Below are 15,321 nucleotides of genomic sequence, written 5' to 3'. Positions count from 1 at the left end.
CCCCCGCAGCGCATGCACCAGGGTGTGCCCGTCGAGGTCGAGCGGGGTCAGGTCGCGGACGAACCGGCGCGCTTCGGCCAGCGCGCGGCCGGCGCCCGCCAGGGCTTCGCGGACGTGAGCGGTCACCGCACCGCACCTCGTCGCCCTCGTCCGAGCCGGCGCCCGCTTCGAGAACGGCCTCCTGGTCGAGCGCGACGAGACCTTCGCAGCCTGATCGCACGTCACCCGAAGGACACCGAAGGACAATTGCTCTCGCCGCCAACCTTCCTGCCCCCCCGGCTCCTCCAACGCGGCACGTGTTCGCCTACTTGGAACCGGCCACGCTCGCGTTCAGCGGCTTCATCAGATCCAGCGCCTGGCCGTCGCCGATGGCGGCCACCTGGTGAATAACTACCCAATTGGCTAGGTTGCCGCCACCTCATCCGATACTCCCAGAGGGGTGGCAGCCGTGCGGCAACAGCACAAGACCTTCCAGGCGATCGAGGTCGGCGACGGCGGCGACGGGCGGTGGGCCGCATACGCCCGGGCCCTGTGGCAGGAGATGGCGGGCCTGCTGACTGAGGAGGGCCGGACTCCCAAGGGCGCGGACCGTATTCGGGCGCTGTTCCGTGCGCACATGCCGGAACTGGTCCCGGTTCTGAACCGCCTGACCGGCCAACTCGACCGGCCCGAGGCAGAAGCCTTCCTCACCCACGCCGCACTGCGGCCGTTCTCCCAGGCCTGCACCCAGATCGGCCAGAACGGCACGCTGCTGCGCAACTACGACCTGCCGCCCGACCAGTGCGAGGGGACCATCGTCTCCTCCTGCTTCCTGCGCCCCGTGATCGGAATGCAGGACATGCTGTGGGGCTTACAGGACGGGATGAACGACGCCGGTCTCACCATCTCGATCACCTGGGGCGGACGTTCCGTCTACGGACGAGGCTTCTCCATTCTCATCGTGGTGCGCTACCTGCTGGAGACGTGCGACACCGTCGATGAAGCGGTCGGCAGGCTGTATTCCCTGCCCATCGCCGTCCCCCAGAACCTCACCCTTGTCGATCCCACCAAGGCGGTGACGGTGTTCGTGGGGCCGGACATATCGCCGACGGTGGCGCCGGATGCCTGCGCCGCCAATCACCAGCACCTGCCGGTGACCGACGAGCAGGAGCGGGCCCTGCGGACGCAGGAGCGGCTGCGCGCCATTCGCGCCGCGGGTGCCGACGTGGCGGCGATGCTGAAGCCGCCGCTGTATCGATCCGTCGACGAGCAAGGGTCAAGAACGCTCTACACAGCCCACTACCGGCCCACCGAGGGCCACGTGACGTACTACTGGCCCGGCGAGTCCTGGCAGCAGTCCTTCGGTGACTTCATACCCGGATCCCGCACCGTGACCTTGGGCCGGGCCAGCTGAGAGGCTTTCCGGACCCCCGCTCACCCCTGCACGAAGATCTTGGCAGCGCAGAAAGCCGAAAGGAGGTACTCCAGGCATGTCTGCGACCCCGCGACCGAAAAGAACGGCAGAGTCTGCGGAGCAACAACACGCATCTCACGCCTGCTTGGTCCCATGAAAGGGAAACGGACATGAAGTACCGCATGCGTCCCGGCTTGGTCGTGGCATCGGCTCTCCTCGGCGCCGGCCTCGTGACGACCTCCGCGGCCTCCGCGGCCCCCGCCACCTCAGCACAGGGCACGGCCCCGGCCTGCGTCAAGCGGGACGTCATCAAGCACCGAAAGTACGTGAAGGTCGCCAACAACTGCAGCGAGACCATGCATCTCAAGGTCGTTATCGACTGGGGCAACGACTCGCCATGCCTCACCTACCAGCCCGGAGAGCAGTGGGAGTGGAACTGGGGCCGCGGCTCCTACGGCAAGGTCGTCACCTGCTGAACTGATCAGACAGACGGTGAAACGGACGTGGGGCATCGCGCAGCCAGCCGCGATCAATGAGTCTGACCCGCCTCCCTCACAGTCGTTCCAGCCCTGGCCCGCACGGTGACATCGAATCCCGGCGCCTCGTCGACCTGGCGGACCTCACCGCACTGAGCGTTCCAATGCGGCCCGATGATCGGAAACCCACTGATACGCCGTCTGGACCTGCGTCACCACCCCTGCGTCCCGCAGCCGGGCCATGGCGAAGTCACCCGCATCGGCCTGGGTCTTGATGCCCCGCCAGCATCGGTCCTGCCACCACAGAATCGTGGGCACGAGACGTTGCCGGTCCAACAGCACGTAGCTGTCAACGATCAGCCTCATGCGCCGGGCCGCCTCCTCGACGTCGGTGACCGAAGGGCCCAGATCGAGGTACTGCCAGCAGACATGAGCGATGTCGTGGATCCGCGCGCCCGGCGCAGCAAGGTCCCAGTCGATGAATGCCGCCGGGCGAAGCTCGCCAGTGGACTGACGATAGACGGTGTTCTTGGGCGACAGGTCGTTATGACATACGACCTCTTGGTCTCCGGCCAGCGGGGTGCCGGCCGTCAGGTCGTGGAACTCACGCACGAGCCGGGCGACCGCCACCAGACTCTCGTCCGACGACACAGCAGCAGGTTGTCGCGGTTCCCATGCCACATGGCCATCGAGGTAACTGAGGACCTCACGGCCTTCGTCGTCCACACCGAGATGCCGCGGAGCACCACTCCAGCCACTGGCTTCAAGCAACCTCAGAAGATCACCCACGAACTTCGTTCGAACCGAAGCTGGACGGCGCACCGTCTCCCCTACACGAACAACCGCGTTGACAAAACCTCCGGGCAAAAACGACTCAGACATCTGCCCACCCTGCCTGATCATCACCTCCAGCACTCAACAACTTGTCCGGACGCCTGATCCACCGCGGAGACAACTACGGGCCGTGAGCCGAGACCGGAATCAGTCGGCGAGCAGGGCACGCATCCACCGGTCCTCGCGCTGCTCGATGTACTCCGCGTCGCTGCGCCAGGCGTTGCCGTGGCCTTCGGCCCACAGGGTCGCCCAAGGCTGGACGCCCCGGGCGGCCTGGCCGCGCAGGAAGTCGTGCATGGATCGCGTTCGACGCCCCAGCAGAGGCGCTACGTGACGGCGTTCGGCCTCGTCGAGGCCGTAGGCGTCGGCGAAGACCCGCAGCCGGGTCGCGGCGTCGGGACGTTGCCAGTCGGGATGCGCGGACAGCGGAATGAACCCGTGCATGGCGTACGCGACGTCCCACAGGCGGGAGCCGGGGCCGGCGGTGTCCCAGTCGATGAAGGCCCACTGCCCTTCGTCGCCGGCCACCAGGTTCCACGGTGCCAGGTCCTGATGGGCGATGATGTCGCTGCCCTCGGCGGGGATCAGCACCTGCCAGTGCGCGTCGGGCGGTGGCGCGAAGCCCTGCACGGCTTCGTGGAAGTCCCGGATCAGTCGCGCCACGTCGGCCAGGTGCCGCTCGGCGTCAAGCAGGGAGAACCGGTCGGGCCAAACCACGTTTCCCGGCATGAAGGTCAGGACTTCCCGCCCCTGATCGTCGATGCCCAGCGGCCGGGGCGCCGCCCGGTACCCCACCTCGTACAGGTGGGTCAGCAAGGCGTGCACAGCGGGGGTCCACGGCCCGCTCGGGCGGCGGACGGTATCTCCGACCCGGACGACACCAGCGCTGACGTTCCCACCGGACAACGGCTGTTCCTCACCATGCTGCACCGGCCCAGCATGTCCGATCAGCCCGCGGCGTTCACCCCCTTTGCAGTGATCACCGCAGGGCGCAGCTGGGCGACGGGACTCGTCCCGGTCCACACTCCGGGTCCTGTCGGGGATATCGCGCGGGGTAGCTCAGCTTCAGCAGGTCCTGTCGCCGCTGACCGAGGTACCAGTCGGCGGACTCGTCGAGATCGATGGTGGTTCTGATGACGGCGGTCTGGCTGGCGGCTGCCTCCGCGAGGACCTCTCCCCTTGGTGAGACGACCCTGCTGGGGCAGTGCTGGCGCGGGTCCGCCACGTTGGCGGCCAGGACGAACCGTTGGTTCTCGGCAGCGCGGCTGATGAGGTGACTGCACCAGACTCCGGCAGGCTCGGAGGGGTTGGCCGCATGGGTGAGGTAGATGAATGCCTGGGCCCCGCGGTCGGCCAGATGCTGCCATTGTTCGGGGAAGCGGATCTCCCGGCAGATCTGAACGCCGAGCGTGATGGGTCCGCCTGCTAGGTCAGGAGATCCGAGAATCAGGCCCTAGTGGGCAAAGACAGTGCTGGCCAGGGCGACGTGAATCGCAGTGCCGCCGAGGATGCTGAGCAGCGCGTTGCGGCGCCACAAGTGCAATCCGATCGTGACGGTCAGGGCTACGAGTGGGGCCAGAGCCCGAGGCTGGGAGATGGGCAGGTCACGCAGGCAGTAGACCACCAGGATGATCATGACTCCGGCGGGCATCCGGGTGCTCAGGGTCTGAATGGTGCGGCTGGAGCGCATGGGTGCGAGCGCGGCGAAGGGCAGCGCGCGCAGGGCCCAGGTGACGGCCGCGGTGACCACGATCGCGGAGATGGCGTAGCGGGCGTCAGGCACGGCGGGGACTCCTGTGGGTCAGGTGGCGGTGGATCAAGAACCCGGCGGTGAACAGGGCGAAGGCGACGAGGAGCTGCTGGCCGGGGAAGAGGATCCGGGCGGCCAGGGCGCTGAGGAGCGCGACGACGGGGGTGGGCAGGTCACCACTCAGTCCGCGCAGGGCCTCAAGGGCGAGGACTGCGAACAGGGCGGTCAGGGCGAAGTCCAGACCGCGGACACCCTCCGGGATGAGGGAGCCGAGCAGGGCACCGGCGGTGGCGCCGGCAACCCAGTACCCGTGCAAGAAGAGCTGCAGGCACAGAATGCGCCGGCCGGACCAGGATCGGGCTTCGCCGGTGGCGGCCAGGGCGTAGGCCTCGTCGCACAACGCGAAGGTGCTGTACGTCTTCGCCAGACGCCCTCGCACGTGATGCAGGGGGAAGGACAGCGCGTAGAAGCCGTGCCGGAGGTTCACCATGAAGGCAGCCAGGGCGATCGACGCGAGCGGAGTCACCGCGGTGACCAGGCCGATCAGCAGGAACTCGAACGATCCGCCGAAGATGACCGCCGCGGACAGCGCCGCCCACCACCAGTCGAGACCGGACTGCACGGCCAGAGCCCCGAAGGCCAGTCCGAGCGGGACAAACCCGAGACCCACCGGGAGTGAGTCCGCGAAGGCGCTCCGCGCCTCGGATGGCGTCCTGGGCGTGAGGTCGGGCCGCGACCGACCGTCGGCAGCGGCAGAAGATATACGCATGGAGACATTTTAGAAAAGATTACACCTCATATGGTTGCCGATCATGACCCTATGATCTAGAAATGAGCAATGAACTGAGCACTGATGCAGTAGATCGTGAAATTCTGTTTCACCTACGACAGGACGGCCGACTGACCAACGTCGAGCTGGCCAAACGGGTCGGCCTGACTCCCCCGCCCTGCCTGCGCCGGGTCAAGCGCCTGGAAGAGGCCGGCGTCATCGCCGGCTACCGGGCCGTCCTGGACCCGGCTGCACTGGGCCGCGAACTCGAGGTACTCATCGACGTCGAGATCTACGCCCAGGACCGCAAGAGCTTCGAGGAATTCGAGGGGACCGTGGCCGCCTACGAGGAGGTCGTCGAGTTCCGTCGCATGTACGGTCGCCCCGACTACTTCCTCCGGGTCGCCGTCACCGACCACGCCGCCTACGAAGCCTTCCTCACCGGCAAGTTGAGCGGCCTGCCCGCCGTACGGCGCCTCGAGTCCCACCTCACCATGAAGAAGATCAAGACAGACTCCTGACCGGCGGCCACCCGCCCCGAGCACCCCTCGCCGCCAGGAGGCCTGCCTGAGGTCCGGGTGCTGCCCGGTGGACCGGCTGGATCACCCGGGCGTACGCCCTCACGTGAGGCACTGAGCACCTCGTACGACAGAGCGGCCCCCGCCGGGTGGTGCCATCCGGCGGGGCCGTTCTCCGGCGAAGATCCATGAGAGTCCCACCTGGGCTCACCGACCTCCACTGGCTGCTGCATGGAACCTCGTCAGCGCAAAGATGATCAGGAGGTCGATGACCATTACCGGGATCGCCCACACCGGATAGTAGGGAACGAACATGAACTGGGTGACCAGACTGATCGCCGCCACGACTACGCCGGCCCCGCGGCCCCAGCTCTTGTTCATCAGGATGCCCAAGCCCACCACGACGAGCGCCACTCCGACCACGAGGTGGATCACGCCCCAGGTGGTGAGACTGAACCGGTACGCGTAGTGGGATGAGGCGGCGAACACATTGTCCGCCGCGATGCCGGAGGCGCCCATGAGAATGCTGAGCGGGCCGCTGAGCATCAGCATGGCTCCGGCGAACGCGGACGGGCCGTTGATCGTTTCGCTGCCGGGCCCATCGTGCCCGAGCGGTGACTTGTCCGGCATCGCTGTCATGGCCGTGGCCTTCCTCTCCGGCGGGGCCACCGACGCATCATGCCCACGCGAAGCCGGCCACGTTCCCCTGTCAGGATCTCCGCAACTCTTCGGCACCGCGACTGCAACTCCGGCGTCGAAGAGCCGCCGGCCATGACTGCGCTGCAGGGTTCGGCCTCGGCTGCGGGCTGGAGTACGCGTTCGATACCGTCAGCAGCGCTCCACCCACCGCGGAAGAGCCACCGCGCGTTCGCGAACAAGCCCCGTTGCCCCGACCGCCTGGGAAGGGTGGTGGTCAGTAGGCCACCGGTTCCCGGATGAGGGGGCAGGTCATGCAGTGCCCGCCACCCCTGCCCCGGCCCAGTTCCGCACCGACGATCTCGATGACTTCCACGCCGGCCTTGCGCAGCAGTGTGTTGGTCTGGGTGTTGCGGTCGTACGTGAAGACGACTCCCGGTTCGAGGGCGACGGCGTTGTTGCCGCTGTCCCACTGCTGACGCTCGGAGGCATACACGTCTCCACCGGTCTCGATCACCTGCAGCTTGGGCAGACCGAGCGCGCCCGCGACGACGTCGGTGAAGGGGCGGGACCCTTCGTCGGTGAGGTCGACGGGGAAGGCGCCGCTGCCGGGGCGCAGGGAGAAGGTGTGGACGGCGTCCATGATGCGGGGGTAGAGGGTGACGATGTCGCGGTCGGCGAAGGTGAGGACCGTGTCCAGGTGCATGGCGGCGCGGAGCTTGGGCATGCCGGCGACGACGACATGTTCGGCGGCGCCTTGCTCGAACAGGGCGGCCGCGACCTGGGTGATGGCCTGGCGGGAAGTCCGCTCGCTCATGCCCATCAGGACGACACCGTTCCCGACGGGCATGATGTCGCCGCCCTCGAACGTGGCCTGTCCCCAGTCGCGTTCGGGATCTCCCCACCACACGGTGGCATCTTTGAAGTCGGGGTGGAAGGTGTAGACGGCCTTCATCAGCAGCGTCTCGTCGTGGCGGGCCGGCCAGTACAGAGGGTTGAGGGTGACACCGCCGTACAGCCAGCAGGTGGTGTCCCGGGTGTAGAGGGTGTTGGGCAGCGGCGGCATCAGGTACTCGCGTACGCCGGTCGACTCACGTGCCAGGGCGACGTACCCGGGTCGGAACTCGTCCGGGAGGTCGGTGGTGGCCAGGCCGCCGATCAGGAACTCCGCGAGCGGGCGCGGCTCCAGGGTTTCCAGGAACGCGCGGGTGGAGTCGACCAGTCCCCCGCCGACCTCGTTGGTCACGATCTTGCGGTCGAGCAGCCAGTCTCGTGCCCCGGGTACCGCCATCGTCGCTGCCAGCAGATCGTGCAGCTCGACGACCTCGACCCCGCGCCCGGTGAGCTTGTTCACGAAGTCGGCGTGGTCGCGCTGGGCGTTGTCCACCCACATCACGTCGTCGAAGAGCAGATCGTCCGCGTTGGTCGGCGTCAGCCGGCGATGTGCCAGTCCCGGCGCGCACACGAGCACCTTGTGGAGTCTGCCCACCTCCGAGTGGACACCCAGCGGGGTGGGGATCGTGCTGTCACTGGTCATGTGTCGCCCTTTCCGACGATGGTCGAGGGTGTTGCGGGTGCGTGGTGCACGGGGCTCGGTTCAGAGGCTGATCCAGCCGGCCGCCAGGGCAATCACGCCCATGACGGCGCCTGCGACCGATACGGCGCAGATGACCAGTTCTCCGGAGGAGAACAGACGTCGGCCCTGCTCGCGTCGGGCCATGACGAACAGGACGGTGGCCGGGGCGTAGATGATGAACGAGAGCAGGACGAACCTGAGCCCGGCCGCGTACAGCAGGAATGCCGAGTAGAGGGTGGCGAGGAGAGCAGCGGTGAGAACCCGCCCGGTGGCCTTTCCTTCCGCAAGAGGGTCGGGCAGGAGGGAGATCTTCAACGCGAAGGCCGCGGCGAGCAGGAACGGGATGAGGGTCAGCGCGCTGGTCAGATCGAGTGCGAAGTTGAACGCGTCGTCGGAGAACAGGGTGATGATCAGCACGAGTTGGACCAGTACGGTGCTCATGACCAGGGCCGGCACGGGGACATCGTCCGCGGTGGCGCGGCGCAGGAAGCGCGGCATGTCGTCGTCCTTCGCGGCGACATACAGCACCTCGGCGGCCATCAGCGTCCAGGCGAGGTAGGCGCCGAGCACGGAAACGATGAGTCCGACGCTGACGAACACCTTGCCCCACGTCCCGACCGCGTGCTCCAGGACCCCGGCCATGGAGGGCTGACGCAGCTCGGCGATCTCACTCATCGGCATGATGCCGTACGACACGATCGTCACCGAGGCGAAGATGGCGAAGACACTCAGGAAGCCGAGCACCGTCGCCCGGCCGACGTCCGCACGTCGCTTCGCGTGGCGGGAGTAGACGCTGGCACCCTCCACGCCGAGGAAGACGAAGACCGTGGCCAGCATCGTGCCGCGGATCTGCTCGAACAGGGAACCGGCGTAGTCCGCGCCGCCCCAGTTCTCGGCGAACACATCGGTGTCCAGGTAGAAGAGCGCGAGGACGATGAACACGAGGATCGGCACAACCTTGGCGACGGTGACGATGCGGTTGATCGCCGCCGCCTCTTTGACCCCCTGTTTGATCAGCAGGAAGAACGCCCACAGCCCGATCGAGGACAGAACACCTGCGAGGACCGTGTCTCCTTCCCCCAGAGCGGGCCAGATGGCACCGATCGTCGACATGATCAGCACCCAGTACGTCACGTTGCCGACGCAGGCGCTGGCCCAGTAGCCGAACGCCGAGAAGAAGCCGAGGTATTCGCCGAAGCCTGCCTTGGCGTAGGCGTACACGCCGGCGTCCAGGTCCGGTCTGCGCACGGCGAGCGACTGGAAGACAAACGCCAGCATCAGCATGCCCGCACCCGCGATCGCCCAGGCGATCAACGCACCCGCGACCCCCGTCTCCTCCGCGAAGCGGCGGGGCAGCGAGAACACGCCGGCCCCGACCATCGAGCCGACCACCATGGCCGACAAGGTGGTCAGTGACAGCTTGACCGCCGGTGATCTTTCTTCAGCGTTTACGGACATGCGTCACGGCCCTTCATCACACAGTTGCGCGGCATACGGAGGCGGCTGTCAGGCGGAGGGGGCGGGCTTGTTCGTGTCGGTGCCCGGCTCCAGTTTTTCGATCTTGAAACCAGTGATGCCATACAGGACGCTGAGGGCTGGGCTGGCGTAGTTGAAGATCGCGTACGGCAGGTACGACAGGGTCGCTACGCCGAGCACGGCGCCCATGAACGCGCCGCAGGAGTTCCAGGGGACGAGCGGCGAGGTGACCGTTCCGCTGTCGGCGGCGAGCCGGGACAGGTTGGTGGGTGCCAGTTGTCGCTTCTCGAACTCAAGCCGGAAGACTTTCGACGGTAGGACGAGGGCGATGTACTGGTCGCCGGCGACGATGTTCAGACCGAAGGCGCTGGCGAAGACCGTCACATACAGGCGGCCGGTGCTCTTCGCCGACCGGACCATCGGGTCGATCAGTCGTCCGATGAGGCCGAACTCCTCCAGGAGAGCGCCGAAGGTCACGGCCCCGACGATCAGCCACAGGGTCAGCAGCATGCTGTCCATGCCGCCGCGGGACAGCAGCTGGTCGATCTCGCCGATGCCGGAGTTGATGGAGAAGCCGTTGGCCATAGCGCTCCAGATGCCCTTGAGCGACTCGACGACGACGTTGCCGGAGCCGGATACGAAATCCCGCATCACATCCGGCTGCAGCAACGCACCGAGGACTCCGGCGAACAGCGCGGAGTAAGTCAGTGCCAGGGCTGCGGGCACTTTGCGGATCGACAGAAAGCCCAGAAGCAGCAGCGGCAGAAGGTTGAGCGGGGTGATGTTGTAGATGCCGTTCAGGCTGCTGAGTTCGATCTGCTCGCCGACGGGGTTCGTCACGTCGGGGCCCTGGACCAGACCGATGACGAGGAACGCCGCGAAGGCGATGACGAACGCGGGGACCGAGGTCCACGCCTGCCGTTTGACGTGCTCGTAGACGTCCACCTTCACCATCTGCGCCGTGAGCACCGTTGTCTCCGACAGTGGGGACAGCTTGTCCCCGAGGTAGGCGCCGGAGATGACCGCGCCCGCGGTGATCGCCGTCGAGACACCGAGCATGTCCGCCACTCCGACCAGGCCGACCCCGATCGTCCCGGCCGTCGTCCACGAACTGCCGATGCTCAGCGCGATCACACCGCAGATCAGGGCTGTCGCCCCGTAGTACCAGCTCGGCGACAGGATCTGGATGCCGTAGTACACCAGCGTCGGAATGGTCCCCGACAGGTTCCAGACCCCGATCAGGGCGCCGACGGCCAGGAGGATGAACACGGCACTGGTGATGGACGCCAGTGCTCCCTGGCCGACCCTCTGCACGTCCTGCCACTGGTGCCCCATATGCATCGCGACCAGCGCGACGGACATCGCGCACAGCACCAGCGCGACCTGCAACGGACCGTCCAGGGCATCCAGCCCGAACAGCAGCAGCGCGCCCGCGACCAGCACCACGAGGACGCCCATCGGCAGCAAGGCGTCCGTGAGTGATGGCTCACGCACCTCGGGATCCGTCTGCCGCCTCTTACTGTCCTGCATCCGGCCCCTTACGAGTCAGGGGCCCGGGAACGCACCCCGCAATAAGGGAGGAATGTACCCATTGCTTATCCATTCGGCCCTTTCTGGCACCCGTGTCCTCCGGATCAGTACGAGATCACCAGCCCCAGGGCAACAGAAGCTGCACACGTCCAGCCGCGCACCCGCGACATCTCCCCCGCGAAGCGCCGGCGTTCGCCGGTCACGCCTTTGCAGGCATCCTGCGGCCTGGCCGACACGGAGAGCCTCCCCGACGGTTACGGCAGCTGCACGACATGACTCCGGCACGTCTGGCATGGATGTTCCATCCGACTGCGGCTGGGGCAGCCCGACTCGGTGTCCGTCGGTTCCGGTGGGCGGCCGTCAGTTTGGAGCAGTTCCAAGACGGCACGGTCGAGCTTGTCGAGTGATTCCATCGTTGTCACCCCCACCTTCTTTGAGATCGCTTGCTGAGCCCGATCGTTGCCGCTGCCCCAACGAGAATCGGCCTCGGGGTGCCCCCGTGATGGGTGGGGCCACGATGGGTAGGGCGGTCGGAGATGGTCGCGAACGTCGTCATCCGCGGGATCGACGGTTCGGATGAGTGGAACTGGCTGGACCGGACGCCACCGGTCGGGGTCACGGCGTTCCTGGGCGCTTCCCGAATCACCCGGGGCCGGCATTCCCCGGTGATGCCTCACTTGCGTTCCTTGTCCCGCCCGTTCGCCCATTGCCGTGCCGGAGTCTCTTGGTGACCAGCGACGACGTCCGCCTCCTCGGCGCATACGTGGCAGGCACAAGGCCATTTCATGAGATCACTGCTTCGACGCGGGGGTCCTTCGCATCGGCACCGGTCCTCGCCCTGCCAAGGATGCCCGTGCATGGCGCAGCGCAGCCCCGCCGCCCCCTGAAGGCCGGCGCCGTCTGGTCGGCCGCTGCCAGCACCTCCGATCGCCCACGTCGCCGTAGAGAGCCGGAGGTCGGCGCGTTCCTACCCGAGCTGACACCCGCACGGATGTGGGATCTCACGGCGCACGAGATCGCCAGAAACGTCCCTGCCCACGCGACATTCGGGAAGGCCGTCCACGGCCCTCTCGGTCCGATGATCAATCTCTGAGAGTTGAGGAACCACCTGTGAAGATCGCCGATTTCCCCGCGCCGGCGGCGCGGGCCAGCGTGGCCGCGGCCTTGGCGGAGGACCGGGCCGCCGACGACATCACCACCTTGTGGAGCGTCCCGGCCGGCCTGATCGCCACCGCCGAGATCAGTACCCGCCAGCCCGGTGTCGCCGCCGGACTGCCCGTGGTCCCCGAGGTCTTCGCCCAGACCGACGCCGAGGTCGAGGTCGAGGCTCTGGTCGCGGACGGCGGGCGGCTGCGGGCCGGGGACGTCCTGGTGCGGCTGACCGGATCGGCTCGCAGTCTGATCACCGCCGAGCGCACGGTGCTGAACTTCCTGCAGCGCCTGTGCGGCATCGCCACGGTCACCGACAGCTTCGTCCGAGCCTTGGACGGAACCCCGGCGCGGATCCTGGACACCCGCAAGACCGCCCCGGGACTGCGGGCGCTGGACAAGTACGCCGTCACCGCGGGCGGCGGCAGCAACCACCGGCTCACGCTGGCGGCGATGGTCCTGCTGAAGGAGAACCACATCACCGCGGCGGGCGGGGTGACCGCGGCGATCAACGCGGTCCGGAAGGGAATGGCCGATTCCGGGACGAGCGTACCGATCGACGTCGAAGTGCAGACCGTCGCGCAGGCCCGCGAAGCCATGGAAGCGGGAGCCGGCTGGCTCATGCTCGACAACATGGACGTGGCCGACATCGAAGAAGTGATGCGCATCAAGGCCGGCCGTTCCGGCGGTTCGGAGATCCTCCTGGAGGCCTCCGGCAACGTCACCCTGGACCAGGTTCGCGCCATTGCCGATGCCGGCGTCGACCTCATCTCGATCGGCGCCCTGACGCACAGCGCGCCCGCGCTCGACCTGACGATGCTGATCACGATGGACGCGCCGCCATGCCCGAGGTGACGATCGTCGACGCGTGCCGACGGCAGGGCCGGGGCGGCAGTCCGACCGCCGTTCTCGACGACGCGCCCTTCACCGATGCCGAGCGACGGCGCATCCCTGCTGCGACCGGCACCTCGCACGCGGTCTTCGTCGCTGCGACGGACGGCGAGGATCAGGCTCAACCCTCGTATCGGCTCCGGTTCTTCACCCGCGAAGGGGAACTGCCTGCCTGCGGTCACGGCACAGTCGCCACACTGGCGCTGCTCGCTCTGCGCCACAGCAGCGACGCCGACTACCGGGCCGCGCTGCACACCACGAATCGCGTATTCGAGGGCTGGGCGAAGCGAGGACACGACGACCTGACAGCCACTTTCGACCCGGGCCCGATCAGTCTGCGGGACGCCGAGGAACCCGAACTCCGCGCGATCGCGACCGCCCTCGGCCTGATGGACGAAGCGCTTCCCGACGGCACCTGCGTGGCCTCACCCGGCCGGCCACGGCTCCTCATACCCGTACGATCGCGCACCGTGCTGGCCGAACTCCGTCCAGACTTTACGGCGCTGCGCCGTGTCTGTGACCGCTACGGACTGCTGGGCTGCTACGCCTACTCGATCCCCGATGCGGACGGTCGGGCGGCGGCCCGGATGTTCGCCCCGTCGATCGGCGTCCCCGAGGATGCCGCCAACGCCAACAGCACCGCATGCCTGGCTGCGTATCTCGCGGATCAGGGTGTCACCGGCATCGCGGTCGACATGGGCGATCACCTCGGCCATCCGTCCACGATCATCGCCAACACCCAACGCAGCGCGTCCGGGACTCTGATCCGCCTGGGCGGCGCCGCAGAAATCGCGCGCGCCGTCCGCCTTCCCCGGCTCGGCTGACACGAAGGCGACTCGCGGTGGTCAGCAGGCCGACATGGACGGCCGCCGACACTTGCCCGAGACCCACCCGTAAGTCAGATGCACTCATCCCGACACCGGAGGTTCCATGCCCAAGGGCTACCGGGTCAGCGTCTGCCGCACCATCTCAGCCCCTGAGAGACTGGCCGCTTACAACAAGCTGGCCGCTCCGGCCGTCAGGGCCGGGGGCGGCCGGGTGCTCGTCCGCGGCGGTCGGGTCGTGGCACATGACGCCGGGATCGCCGAGCGCACCGTCCTGATCGAGTTCGACAGCTTCGAGCAGGCCGTCGCGGCGCGCGAGAGTGCGGCCTACCAGGAGGCGCTGGTCGCCCTCTCCGACGGCGTCGAGCGCGACTTCCGCATCGTCGAAGGCATCGACTGACCGAGATCCAGGCGGATCTTCACTGGGGATCCACCATGCCTTCGGCGCCGTTCAGGCCCCGGCTGGCGCTGGTGATGTCGAGCCGGTGGCCGGTCAGGTAGCGGTGGCAGGCGAACAGCCCCACCCCCTGGAGCAGGTCGTCGACGCGCACGCCGAGCCCGGACGCACACACGGAGAGGTCGTGATCTCCCTCTACGCACCTCGCCGAGGTCGCTGTCGCAGGCTCCTGTGCGACGGTTCCACCGTTCTGTACGAGACGCCCAACCGAAGTCGCTGAGACAGAACCCGGACATGTACAGGATCATTTGAAGATCGATGCGACCCTAGTGTCGTCGGTGTCAGGAGGAAGCTCCGCTACCGACAAGCCACTGGAGATCACGATGCGTCCGCGTCTCGCCGCCCGTTCCGCCCGTCTCGCCCTGGCCACTGCGGCCGTGACGGTCCTCGCCGTCACCGCCACCGCCTGCGGTCCCGACGACGACACGAACGCCGACGGCACCGCGAGCCCCTCGGCCGTCGCCTCGTCCGATGGCGACAGCTCCCCCAGCGACGCCCCCTCCGCGGGTGGCTCCACCACCAAGGGCTCCTCCAACGGCGGTTCCAGCAGCGGCGATTCAGACGACAAGACGGGCACCACGGGCGGCGAAAAGAGCGGATACGGGCAGTCCTGCGGCACCAACGACCTGGACTTCACGGTGACTTCAGAGTCGCAGGCCGGCGGCTACTACCTCGTCACCGCCAAGGCCAAGTCCGGCATCACCTGCTATCTGGACGTCAACACGCCCAGCGTGTCGTTCGGCTCCGGCACCGACGGCGTCGCCTCCCCCGTCGGGCAGGGCGGCGAAGACCCCATCAAGCTCTCGGGCTCCGCCGTCGCCTACACGGGCATCAGCCCCAAGACCACCAAGGAGAACGGCGGCGTGGAGTTCGAGAACGTCATCATCGCCACCACCGAGGGCGACCCCAACCCGGCCGAGCTCAAGCTTCCCGACACCGCCACCGTCGACAAGCCCATCGTCACCAACTGGTCCACCAAGCGCACCGAGACCGTACCCGTCATCGTCTGACTCAGCGCCCCCTTGGCGTTCGGGTCCTGGGT

17 protein-coding genes are annotated in these 15,321 nt (G+C 67.5%); 7 read left to right on the top strand and 10 right to left on the bottom strand.

Translation table 11 applies throughout. The annotated features are described in order from the left end of the window. The first annotated feature begins 439 nt into the window (after positions 1 to 439). Positions 440 to 1,393: a C45 family autoproteolytic acyltransferase/hydolase gene (locus M4J07_RS01455; RefSeq protein ID WP_255966110.1), complete on the top strand. Its 954-nt coding sequence runs from the start codon at positions 440 to 442 to the stop codon at positions 1,391 to 1,393. Positions 1,394 to 1,563: 170 nt separating this feature from the next. Beyond that, the gene (locus M4J07_RS01450) at positions 1,564 to 1,869 is read left to right on the top strand and encodes a hypothetical protein (protein ID WP_255966109.1); all 306 of its coding nucleotides are present in this window, start codon (positions 1,564 to 1,566) and stop codon (positions 1,867 to 1,869) included. Positions 1,870 to 2,013: 144 nt separating this feature from the next. Here the strand turns inward: M4J07_RS01450 and M4J07_RS01445 are convergent, their stop codons facing one another. The 5 genes from M4J07_RS01445 to M4J07_RS01430 all read right to left on the bottom strand — a co-directional run bounded on the left by M4J07_RS01445 (position 2,014) and on the right by M4J07_RS01430 (position 5,123). Beyond that, the gene (locus tag M4J07_RS01445; protein WP_255966107.1) at positions 2,014 to 2,784 is read right to left on the bottom strand and encodes a phosphotransferase; all 771 of its coding nucleotides are present in this window, start codon (positions 2,782 to 2,784) and stop codon (positions 2,014 to 2,016) included. A gap of 66 nt (positions 2,785 to 2,850) precedes the next feature. Continuing rightward, positions 2,851 to 3,609 carry a phosphotransferase enzyme family protein gene (locus tag M4J07_RS01440; RefSeq protein WP_255966130.1) on the bottom strand — a complete coding sequence of 253 codons (759 nt, stop codon included), beginning with the start codon at positions 3,607 to 3,609 and terminating at the stop codon, positions 2,851 to 2,853. 73 nt (positions 3,610 to 3,682) lie between these two features. Then, positions 3,683 to 4,117, bottom strand: coding sequence for a nitrilase-related carbon-nitrogen hydrolase (locus tag M4J07_RS48420; protein ID WP_374214976.1), 435 nt, complete (start codon positions 4,115 to 4,117; stop codon positions 3,683 to 3,685). 39 nt (positions 4,118 to 4,156) lie between these two features. Then, on the bottom strand, positions 4,157 to 4,486 hold the full coding sequence (locus tag M4J07_RS01435) for a branched-chain amino acid transporter permease (RefSeq protein WP_255966105.1): 330 nt from the start codon (positions 4,484 to 4,486) through the stop codon (positions 4,157 to 4,159). Continuing rightward, positions 4,479 to 5,123, bottom strand: coding sequence for an AzlC family ABC transporter permease (locus M4J07_RS01430; protein WP_255966102.1), 645 nt, complete (start codon positions 5,121 to 5,123; stop codon positions 4,479 to 4,481). The genes M4J07_RS01435 and M4J07_RS01430 overlap by 8 nt, the downstream gene beginning before the upstream one ends. 161 nt (positions 5,124 to 5,284) lie before the next feature. On the opposite strand from M4J07_RS01430, the gene M4J07_RS01425 reads away from it, so the two are divergent. After that, complete coding sequence (locus M4J07_RS01425) at positions 5,285 to 5,743, top strand: Lrp/AsnC family transcriptional regulator (RefSeq protein WP_255966100.1); 459 nt, start codon at positions 5,285 to 5,287, stop codon at positions 5,741 to 5,743. Between the two features lie 204 nt (positions 5,744 to 5,947). Here the strand turns inward: M4J07_RS01425 and M4J07_RS01420 are convergent, their stop codons facing one another. From M4J07_RS01420 to nhaC, 4 genes are all read right to left on the bottom strand, one after another. Beyond that, positions 5,948 to 6,379 (bottom strand): DUF7144 family membrane protein, encoded by a 432-nt coding sequence (locus M4J07_RS01420; protein WP_255966098.1) that lies wholly within the window; start codon positions 6,377 to 6,379, stop codon positions 5,948 to 5,950. 274 nt (positions 6,380 to 6,653) lie between these two features. Further along, positions 6,654 to 7,913, bottom strand: coding sequence for an arginine deiminase (locus M4J07_RS01415; protein WP_255966096.1), 1,260 nt, complete (start codon positions 7,911 to 7,913; stop codon positions 6,654 to 6,656). Positions 7,914 to 7,973: 60 nt separating this feature from the next. Further along, entirely contained in the window at positions 7,974 to 9,410 is a 1,437-nt protein-coding gene (locus M4J07_RS01410; protein WP_255966093.1) for a basic amino acid/polyamine antiporter, read from the bottom strand. 48 nt (positions 9,411 to 9,458) lie between these two features. Beyond that, the gene (gene nhaC, locus M4J07_RS01405) at positions 9,459 to 10,922 is read right to left on the bottom strand and encodes a Na+/H+ antiporter NhaC (RefSeq protein ID WP_255966091.1); all 1,464 of its coding nucleotides are present in this window, start codon (positions 10,920 to 10,922) and stop codon (positions 9,459 to 9,461) included. Positions 10,923 to 12,068: 1,146 nt separating this feature from the next. On the opposite strand from nhaC, the gene nadC reads away from it, so the two are divergent. The 3 genes from nadC (at position 12,069) to M4J07_RS01385 (ending at position 14,222) form a co-directional block, all read left to right on the top strand. After that, positions 12,069 to 12,962 (top strand): carboxylating nicotinate-nucleotide diphosphorylase, encoded by an 894-nt coding sequence (gene nadC / locus M4J07_RS01395; protein WP_255966089.1) that lies wholly within the window; start codon positions 12,069 to 12,071, stop codon positions 12,960 to 12,962. After that, a complete protein-coding gene (locus M4J07_RS01390) occupies positions 12,950 to 13,822 on the top strand; it encodes a PhzF family phenazine biosynthesis protein (protein WP_255966087.1) in 873 nt (290 codons plus the stop codon). The genes nadC and M4J07_RS01390 overlap by 13 nt, the downstream gene beginning before the upstream one ends. Positions 13,823 to 13,928: 106 nt before the next feature. Beyond that, entirely contained in the window at positions 13,929 to 14,222 is a 294-nt protein-coding gene (locus tag M4J07_RS01385; RefSeq protein ID WP_255966085.1) for a DUF1330 domain-containing protein, read from the top strand. Positions 14,223 to 14,241: 19 nt separating this feature from the next. Here M4J07_RS01385 and M4J07_RS01380 read toward each other — a convergent pair whose 3' ends face one another. Further along, positions 14,242 to 14,394 (bottom strand): hypothetical protein, encoded by a 153-nt coding sequence (locus tag M4J07_RS01380; RefSeq protein WP_255966083.1) that lies wholly within the window; start codon positions 14,392 to 14,394, stop codon positions 14,242 to 14,244. A 208-nt stretch (positions 14,395 to 14,602) separates the two neighbouring features. On the opposite strand from M4J07_RS01380, the gene M4J07_RS01375 reads away from it, so the two are divergent. Continuing rightward, a complete protein-coding gene (locus M4J07_RS01375) occupies positions 14,603 to 15,289 on the top strand; it encodes a hypothetical protein (RefSeq protein ID WP_255966080.1) in 687 nt (228 codons plus the stop codon). The last annotated feature ends 32 nt before the right edge of the window (positions 15,290 to 15,321 follow it).

Source organism: Streptomyces longispororuber, from assembly GCF_024448165.1.
GTDB lineage: Bacteria > Actinomycetota > Actinomycetes > Streptomycetales > Streptomycetaceae > Streptomyces > Streptomyces longispororuber_A.
Note: the sequence above shows the minus strand (reverse complement) of the source record. Positions and strands in the feature narration are given on the sequence as shown.

Coding starts and splice junctions, on each gene's coding strand:
- M4J07_RS01390 (WP_255966087.1), top strand. CDS start 12,950: ATGCCCGAGGTGACGATCGTCGACGCGTGCCGACGGCAGGGCCGGGGC.
- M4J07_RS01420 (WP_255966098.1), bottom strand. CDS start 6,379: ATGACAGCGATGCCGGACAAGTCACCGCTCGGGCACGATGGGCCCGGC.
- M4J07_RS01385 (WP_255966085.1), top strand. CDS start 13,929: ATGCCCAAGGGCTACCGGGTCAGCGTCTGCCGCACCATCTCAGCCCCT.
- M4J07_RS01375 (WP_255966080.1), top strand. CDS start 14,603: ATGCGTCCGCGTCTCGCCGCCCGTTCCGCCCGTCTCGCCCTGGCCACT.
- M4J07_RS01450 (WP_255966109.1), top strand. CDS start 1,564: ATGAAGTACCGCATGCGTCCCGGCTTGGTCGTGGCATCGGCTCTCCTC.
- M4J07_RS01415 (WP_255966096.1), bottom strand. CDS start 7,913: ATGACCAGTGACAGCACGATCCCCACCCCGCTGGGTGTCCACTCGGAG.
- M4J07_RS01410 (WP_255966093.1), bottom strand. CDS start 9,410: ATGTCCGTAAACGCTGAAGAAAGATCACCGGCGGTCAAGCTGTCACTG.
- M4J07_RS01425 (WP_255966100.1), top strand. CDS start 5,285: ATGAGCAATGAACTGAGCACTGATGCAGTAGATCGTGAAATTCTGTTT.